The sequence below is a fragment of the Microcoleus sp. B4-D4 genome (assembly GCF_036705185.1).
Classification (GTDB): domain Bacteria; phylum Cyanobacteriota; class Cyanobacteriia; order Cyanobacteriales; family Microcoleaceae; genus Microcoleus.
On record NZ_JAUBTX010000089.1, the window covers coordinates 1 to 9,411 of the forward strand.

Genomic DNA, 9,411 nt, shown 5'->3' on the forward strand with positions numbered 1-9,411 from the left:
TTTCGCCGAGGAGTCAAATAGCATTAGTCGCTGACAGTATCCGCTACGGCTCACCGCCTATAATGGGTGTGACCCGTCAGGCCGCAAACACGTTAATATCACCTATAACGTCGAGACTCAGAGGTTGTTTGTCAAGCAAAGTAAAAGTTTCTGGGGCGATCGTCCGAAAATACACTTAGTTTCCGAGACCAATACACAAACTTTACAAACAAGATCTAAGTTCTTTACATTCGCTCTAAATCCCCGTTCGCTCATTTTTTAACAAAATCCACTGCTTTCAGGTGTTTTGCTTATGTCTACTCCTAAATCGCCTTCCCCTCAAAACAACAATAACTCCGTAAAATCACGGTCAACCGCAAGTATCGCTCAAACAGAGCAAGACAGTGACAAGATGTCAAGCGAACCAAGCATGGAACAGCTACTCGAAGCTTTGGCGGCCCAAGTACCTAGTAAATCTGCTGAAATTGAAGGCTTGAAAACGTGGAAACAAGATTTAGAGCGACTGTTTCAATTTCTCGGCGATCGCCGCGTTTTAATCGCAGTCATGGAACCGGGAACTTTTGCCATACGTTATGGTAACGCGGCATTTTGCCGCTTGGCGGGTTGGGAGGGCACGCCCTTGGTAACTCAATCTAATAACGGTTGGTTTGCAGAAGCTGGCATCAGTCTGCTGGAACTGTTCGAGGATGGGGATGTCAAAATGGCAGAGCAATTGTACCGCCGTCACCTTTTGCATTGGGTGTTTAAGCAATTTTATCAAATTGACCTTGACAGTTTGCGGCTGCTAGATGAACCTCTCACGGCGAGTATGAAAAATCCCAAACACCGCGAACCTAAATTTATTGAATTTTGGTTTGGTTCGGAACAGTTGAAAATTACTCGAATTGACTCAAAAATAGATGAATTTGCCGATGTTCGTTTAAAATTAATGCCTGTTGCAGAATTGGAAGCTTGGCTGATGCAGCCGAATCAACTGGCAAATTTAGCCGATCGACTAAATTTAGATAATTACCTGGTGGAAGGTTTGTTGCTGCTAGAAGGTGTTGATGTCACGGTGCAGGAGCAAATACGGCGGCTGACTCAGTTATTGATCGATCGCAATTCGATGCTGCGGCCAGATAAATTTGAGAGAATCGATCGGTGTTTGCGATCGCTTTTCCATGCTGACGGCACTTTACTGCTGCGCCCCGACGGCGAACAGGCACAGCTATTAGTTGCCAAAGATGACCAAAATTTGCAGCCGATTGTTTATTCAATGCAATCCCTAGAAGCTTCTCACTTTTTTAAGGCTACCGCAGCAAATCAAGTTTGGAACGTGCCAGACTTGCGCCGGGAATGCGAAACCGAGTGCGATCGAGCTTTGCGAAAAATGGGGACTCGATCGATGCTCCTCGTGCCCCTAGCCGTCAAATCTGTCACCCGCGATGGGTGCGGGCAGCGGATTTTGGGCGTGGTGGGGCTGTTGTGCGATCGGCCCAACCAATTCAACAACATTGACGCTCAACACGCCCAAGAACTAATTCCCGCCTTCATTGCAGCGCTGCGACAAGCGATGCAGCAGCGGTTTACCAACATTCACAACATCCACCCCGCAGTCGAGTGGCGGTTCGCCCAAGAAGCAGAAAGACGCAGTTGGGGACTGCCCCCAGAGACGATCGTCTTTGCAGAGGTTCATCCCCTGTACGGAATTTCCGACATTCGCGGTTCCAGCGACGAAAGAAACCGAGCAATTCAAACAGATTTGCTCGAACAATTCCGCTTGGGTTTAGCCATAGCCGATGCTGTTTGCCAAGCACAAACTACCCACCTCGGCGAGCAACTGCGGCTCGACTTGCTCGACTACATCGAGCATTTAAAAGAAAAAGTAACAGTCGATATGGAAGTGCGAGCTGCCGAGTATTTAAACGAGCGTTTAGAAGTATATTTTGACTACTTTATCCAGTGCGGCCCTACAGTTCTGGCAGCCGTTGAAGCTTACCGAACCGCCTGCGACAACGAACACAACTGCGTTTACAGCGATCGTACCCGCTACGATCAAATGTTGAACCTAATCGGCACCAAACTCCAAGAAATCTGGGCCCGCTGGCAAGAAAAAATGCAGCAAATCATCCCCCACTACTGCGACATCGAATGCACCGACGGCATCGATCACATGATTTATGTCGGAAAGTCGATCGACCCCAAATTCAGCCAGTTTCACCTGCACAGTTTGCGGTACGAACAACTGCGAGCAATTTGCGACTGCGCCCGCACAGTTTTTCGCCTGCAAGCCGAGTCTCAAATCAACATGGAACTCGCACATTTAGTCTTAGTTCAGAATACCACGATCGACATTTTTCACAACGAAAATACCGAAAAAATGTTTGATGTCAAAGGCACCCGCGACATCCGCTACGAACTTGTCAAAAAGCGGATCGAAAAAGCCGTTGACAAAGACGCACAAGAGCGAATTACCCAGTCAGGAATGTTGACTGTTGTTTATTCCACCGAGGAAGAGTGGGAAGAGTACCAGCAATACTTGCGCTACTTGTCTCGCGAAGGTTGGGTTGAGCCAAAAGTTCAGACGGGCATGGTAGAATCGCTGCAAGGAGTCAGCGGTTTGAAATTCGCCCGCGTGCGTATTTTACCGGAACCAGAATCAATTATTCATGTCAGTGAAGTTACGGTAGTAAATGATTGAAAATCTGCCTTAAAATTTTCTTTAAATTGGGAGTTGCGCGTTGACTCGCAGCGCGCAACTCCCAACTTAAAGCGCCCATATTTGGTGTATTTTACTTGTGATGCGCGATTTAAAAATACACGATCTGGATCACACAAAGCCAAGGTAACTTAATGTTATAATAATGAAAATTAGATCCTGTTAATTTTTAAAGTAACTTATGTTAACTTTCTCTGAATACCGCATCGACTCTATTCTGCACGAAGGCGTCGAAACAATTATCTATCGCGGACAGACACCAACTCATCGCCCCCTAACAATTCTTAAATTCCTGAAAGCCGAATATCCGACACTCGAAGCCATTACCCGCCTCAAACACGAATATCAAATCCGCAAAAATTTAGATAGCAAACACATCGTCAAAGCCATCAGTCTCGAAACCTTTGACCACCGATTAGGACTGGTTTTAGAAGATTTTGGCGGGGAATCTCTCGGACAACTGCTGGAAAAAGAAACCTTGAGCCTGCAAGCAAATTTAAACATCGCCGTCCAAATCGTCAAAGCCTTAGAATACCTGCATCAAAATCAGATTATTCACAAAGACATCAAACCCAGCAATATCATAATTAACTCGCAAACAAAACAAGTAAAAATCACCGACTTCGGCATTGCCACAAAACTGAACAAAGAAAACCCGCAATTTAACAATCCCAACTCCGTCGAAGGCACATTAGCTTATATGTCACCCGAACAAACCGGGAGAATGAACCGCACCCTCGACTACCGCACAGACTTTTATTCTCTCGGAATTACCTTGTATGAAATGCTGGCAGGTAAACTGCCTTTCGCCAGCAGTGACCCCTTAGAAATAGTTTACAGCCACATCGCCATACAACCAATTTCACCGCATCAATTGAATTCAAAAGTCCCCGCCGCCATCTCAGAGATAGTGATGAAATTGATGGCAAAAAATGCGGAAGAAAGATATCAAAGTGCAGCCGGATTGTTAGCAGATTTAGAAAATTGTTTGCATCAGTTAGAAACGACTGGCCAAGTTTCCGATTTTACCCCCGGACGCTTAGATATTCTCAGTCAGTTATTAATTCCCCAGAAATTGTACGGTCGGGAAAATCAAGTCAACCAACTATTAGCAGCATTTGAACGAGTAGGCGGGGGTTTAACTAACAATTCCTTAGAAACCTCAACCACTTTTCAAGACAAGTTGCCCCCATCCGGCACAAATGAACTGATGCTAGTATCTGGTTATTCAGGTATCGGTAAATCAGCAGTAGTTAATGAAGTTAGCAAACCAATTACTCGCTCGAAAGGTTACTTCATTAGCGGCAAATTTGACCAATTAAAACGAAATATTCCTTACGCATCATTGATTCAAGCATTTAACTCGCTACTGCGCCATTTGCTAACAGAAAGCGCTCCTTCTATAGAAACATGGCGCACTAAAATTTTAACAGCTTTAGGAACAAACGGTAAAGTAATTGCCGATGTAATTCCTGAACTTGAATTGATCGTTGGCAAACAGCCAGAAGTCCCAGAAATCGGCCCTGTAGAATCGCAAAATCGCTTCAATCGAGTATTCAAAGAATTTATTCGCGTTTTCGCGCAAAAAGAACACCCGCTAGTGATTTTCTTAGACGATTTGCAGTGGGCAGATTCAGCAACATTAAAGTTAATGCAAATACTGATAACTGACCCTGACCAGCAATATTTGTTGCTCATCGGTGCTTATCGAGATAATGAAGTTAGTCCCACTCACCCCTTAATTCAAATTGTAGAAGAGATTGAAAAGATGGGTACGGTTGTCAACAATATCGTGCTGCAACCGCTGGATTTAGAAAATGTGATTGAATTAGTCGCTGAAACACTTAACAGTCGCATAGAAAAAGTAAATAATCTAGCAGAGTTAATCTGCAATAAAACTGGCGGAAATCCTTTTTTCTTGACGCAACTACTCCAAGCACTTTATCAAGAAAATCTTTTAAAATATGACTTCATTTCCTTGATATCTCCCGTTACGAATGAGGAAGGTAAAGGGGGTTGGAATTGGAGTCTCGATGAAATTCAAGCCATTGGAATTACCGATAAAAGTGTGGTGGAACTGGTAGCCAGCCGCATTGAAAAACTCCCAGCAGCCACGCAACAAATGTTGAAATTAGCAGCTTGTGTGGGGGATAAATTTGCTCTAGATGTGCTGTCACTTGTCAGAGAAGAGTCAGCTAATACTACAGCCACTGAACTTTATTCAGCTTTGCAAGCAGGGTTAATTCTGCCCTTGAGCGATGCTTATCGGATTCCTTTAGTTTTCAATCGAGCCGAATCAATTAACCTCAAATTAGATACTTCGCGGGTTAGTTACAAATTTTTGCACGATCGCGTCCAGCAAGCCGCATATTCCCTAATTCCCGAAGATAAAAAGCAATTCACCCATTTAAAAATCGGTCAATTACTGCTACATAATACTCCCCCCGAAAAGCTCGAAGAAAACATCTTTGATATTGTCAATCAGTTGAATGTCGGAATTGACACGATTAGCCAGCCAGTCGAAAAGATTGATTTAGCAAGATTAAATTTAACGGCTGGACGCAAGGCAAAAGCCGCGAGTGCTTATGAAGCTGCTGTTAGGTATTTGCGGGTGGCTATGGAATTATTGCCAGCGGATTGTTGGCAAAGCCACTATGACTTAACGTTAGCAATTTACGAGTCAATAGCAGAAGCTGAATACTTAAACATCAACTATGAAGATTCAAAAAAACTGGTCGATATCGTACTGGAAAAAGCTAAGAATTTACTGGACAAAATGAATGTTTATGAACTTCAAATCCAGTCTTACAATGCTCAAATTAGACTTGTAGAAGCACTAAATACAGGACTGGAAGTGCTGAAACTGTTAGGCATTTCTTTTCCTCAAAACCCCAACGCGCTAAATCTTTGGGCGGGACTGATGAAGACAAAACTGAGCTTGGGGTTGAAACGAATTGAGGATTTAGCTAACTTGCCAGAAATGACAGATCCCAATCAACAAGCAGCCATGCGGATTTTATCAGGAATTATCAGCACTGCTGTTCAGGGAAAACCCCGCCTGGTACCGCTGCTGGCATTTAGGATGGTCAACCTGTGCATTAAATATGGCAATTCGCCTTATGCAAGTATTGCCTACCTTTATTATGGCGTAGTTATGTGCCGGCTAGGGGACATTAGTTTGGCATACCAATGCGGTCAACTGGCGATTAGGATGTTAGACAAATTTCCATCCCGTTCAATGAAAAGTAGAGTTTATACACTCTTGGGTTGTTTTATTCTACACTGGAAAACCGAGCTTAACTCAGGATTAAGCGTTCTCAAGGAAGGTTTTCAAACAGGGATGGAAACTGGAGAATTGGAGTATGCGAGTTATTGTATAGGTCAATATTGCTTCAAAAAAATGTCGATAGGAGAGCCTCTAGATTTGGTGGAGCAGGAGACTGGTAAATATATGAAAATAATGCAGCAATCTCAACTAGAAATGGCTGTGCAGTATCTAAGTATAGGCAGGCAGACAGCCCTCAATTTGCGCGGTCAAGCTGTCGAAGCCTGCCATTTAGTTGGTGATAGATTTAATGAAGTTAAAACGCTCCCCGTTTTAATAGAAGCTGAAAACTTTTTTTTAGTGAGTTTGGTTTATCATGCCAAAACTCAGCTTAATTTTATCTTCAGAAACTACGCGGAAGCCTTAGAAAATTCAAGGTTATTTGAAAAATATGAAGAAGCCGTAGCCGGATTTTATGTAGTTTCTCTGAATAATTTTTACTCTTCTATAAGTCTTCTCGCTTTGTATCCCCAAGCTGAGAAAGGGGAGCAAAAACAAGATCTGAAAAAAGTGCTGCGAAACCAAAAGAAGATGAAAAAATGGGCAGTTGACGCTCCGATGAATTATCAACACAAATACGACTTGGTAGCAGCCGAGAAAGCGCGAGTGTTGGGGAAAAATACCGAAGCAATGGATTTGTACGATCGCGCAATTGATGGAGCAGCCAAAAACGGTTACATTCAAGAGGAAGCATTAGCCTATGAATTAGCAGGAGAATTTTATCAAGCTTTGGGTAAAGAGATAGTTTCTCAAGCATATCTGACTAAAGCCTATTATGGATATATCAATTGGGGAGCCACAGCTAAAGTTAAAGACTTAGAGTCAACACATCCTTTCTTAGCAGCACAGACGCGCACAATTCAAACCTCAACCCTCGATGTCAACCGCACAACCATGGGAAATACTACCAGTGGTAGTTTAGGCGATTTCTTAGACTTAGCTACTTTTATTAAGTCGGCGGAAGCCCTTAACGGTGAAATTGTTCTAGAAAAATTGTTGACCAAATTAATCAAAATTATTTTAGAAAATGCGGCGGCTCAAAAAGTAGTGCTGCTGCTGCTAAAAAACGATATCCTCTGCATAGAAGCTACTGGCACTCATGCGGAGGATACAGTGACACTTTTACCGTCTATTCCCGTAGAAAATCGTCAAGATGTACCCCTTTCTGTGATTAATTACGTACACCGCAGTCAAAAGCATCTGGTTTTAGACAATGCGACTATCGCCGAACCTTTTAAGGTAGATACCTACATTCAAAAATATCAACCAAAATCAATTCTCTGTTTGCCGATTATTTATCAATCTCAGAGGCGCGGAATAATTTATTTAGAAAATGCTTTGACAGTAGGAGCTTTTACAGCAGAGAGAGTAGAAGTCTTCAAAGTGTTAATTTCTCAAGTTGCTATTGCCGTAGAAAATGCTGGTTTGTACGCGCGGGAGCAAGAAAAATCTCAACAGTTAGAAAAATCTTTCAATGAACTGCAACAGGCGCAACTGCAACTGATTCAAAGCGAAAAAATGTCGGCTCTCGGTAACTTGATTGCAGGGGTTGCTCACGAAATTAACAATCCACTCGGTTTTATTGCGGGGAATATTGATGCTGCTGCTGAAGCAAGCTTAGATTTGATCGATCACTTGCAACTTTACCAAGAAAAATTTCCTAATCCGGGAGATGAGTTAGAAGATAAAGCATCGGAGATTGATTTAGAATATTTGATGGAAGATTTGCCAAAAATGCTTTTATCTATGAAATCCGGTACAGAGCGCATTCGCAATATTAGCACGTCTTTGCGGACTTTTTCCCGCGCTGACAGTGCGAATAAAGTGTCAGCAAATATTCATGAGGGCATCGACAGCACTTTGATGATTTTACAGTATCGCCTGAAAGCTCAAGATACTCGCCCCGCGATTAAAATTATCAAAGAATACGGAAATATCCCGCCAGTTAAATGTTATTTTGGGCAACTGAATCAGGTATTTATGAATTTGTTGGCAAATGCGATCGACTGTTTTGAGGAATCCAATCAGGGCCGCACTTACGCTGAAATTCAAGCTTTACCGAATACGATCGCCATTATTACTCATGTCTCCGAGGATAACCAGAGCGTGGTGATTAAAATCAAAGATAACGGTCAAGGGATGTCATCGGAGGTCAAGTCTAAAATATTTGACCATTTATTTACTACCAAAGGAGTAGGAAAAGGTACGGGTTTGGGGTTGTCTATCAGCAAGCAAATTATCGAAGAAACCCACGGCGGTAAACTCAGTTGCGAATCGGTGCTGGGAGAAGGTACGGAATTTGCGATCGCCCTGCCGTTGGATTAAGATGATGGGAATAGGGCGTGTTTTGAAACCCGGAGATCCCCCCTAACCCCCCTTAATAAGCTATGCTTTATAAACATCTTTCTTAACAATAAAGTTGACAAAAATCAACATCTGTGCTGTTGAACGATTGGGCGCTCGCCCAGGAATGAGGTTAAAATGATCAATCAATGGGTAAGACAAGAATTAGAAAAAACTCAATTGGGAGACGCAAGAAGAACAAATAGATTCATGAAAATTGTTTCTAACTTGAGTAACAAACCAACATCCAGTGTACCTGAAGCTAGTGGAACATGGGCAGAAACTAAGGCTACTTACGATTTCTGGGATTCACCATATATAAAACCAGCTCAGCTTAGGAAAGGACACGTAGATGCGACGCTTTCAAGAATTAAAAATCATCAAATTATCTTGGCAATACAGGATACAACAGAATTAAATTATACTACGCATGAAGCAGTCAAAGGAGTCGGATATCTTGATAATAAATATGCTCATGGATTGAAAGTAAATTCAACTTTGGCAGCAACAACAGAGGGGCTACCATTAGGCATTATCGACCAATATGTCTGGGCTAGAGAGCAAAAATTTTTAGGTAAAGCGGATCTACGTTCTCAAAAACCAACAGAAGAAAAAGAAAGTCAAAGATGGCTTGATGCTTTAAAAAACACGTCATCTATCATCCCGGATTCGCAACAAGTAGTCACAATTGCCGATAGAGAAGCTGACTTTTATGACTTGTTTGCATCTGCGAACCGTGAGAAAGCAGATTTTTTGATTCGAGCTACTCAAAACAGATGTTTAGAGTCTTCATCGAACCATCTTAAAGAAGAGATGGAATTGGTCGAACCGCAAGTTACAATGACTGTGGAATTGAAGCGCAACCCGACTCGACCATTTCGACTGGCGACTTTAACTATTCGGTATAAAACCTTAACTATTCAACCCCCTCAAAATCGTGCTAAACAAGAGAAATTAAGTCCGATTAAACTGCAAGTTATTTTGGTCAGAGAATCCGAGCCACCTTCTGAATCGTCAGCAGTTGAGTGGTGGCTAGTGACCACTT

3 protein-coding genes are annotated in these 9,411 nt (G+C 42.6%); all 3 read left to right on the plus strand.

Going from position 1 to position 9,411, the window contains the following annotated elements:
• Window positions 1-391: 391 nt before the first annotated feature.
• Complete coding sequence (locus QUB13_RS29925; protein ID WP_333388605.1) at window positions 392-2,680, plus strand: GAF domain-containing protein; 2,289 nt, start codon at window positions 392-394, stop codon at window positions 2,678-2,680.
• Between the two features lie 199 nt (window positions 2,681-2,879).
• Window positions 2,880-8,348 (plus strand): trifunctional serine/threonine-protein kinase/ATP-binding protein/sensor histidine kinase, encoded by a 5,469-nt coding sequence (locus QUB13_RS29930; RefSeq protein WP_333388608.1) that lies wholly within the window; start codon window positions 2,880-2,882, stop codon window positions 8,346-8,348.
• 156 nt (window positions 8,349-8,504) lie between these two features.
• On the plus strand, window positions 8,505-9,411 hold a 907-nt coding region (locus QUB13_RS29935), incomplete at its 3' end, for an IS4 family transposase (protein WP_333388611.1).

Excerpts from the sequence above, each read along its gene's own strand:
- QUB13_RS29925 (WP_333388605.1), top strand. The coding sequence starts at position 392 with ATGTCAAGCGAACCAAGCATGGAACAGCTACTCGAAGCTTTGGCGGCC.
- QUB13_RS29930 (WP_333388608.1), top strand. The coding sequence starts at position 2,880 with ATGTTAACTTTCTCTGAATACCGCATCGACTCTATTCTGCACGAAGGC.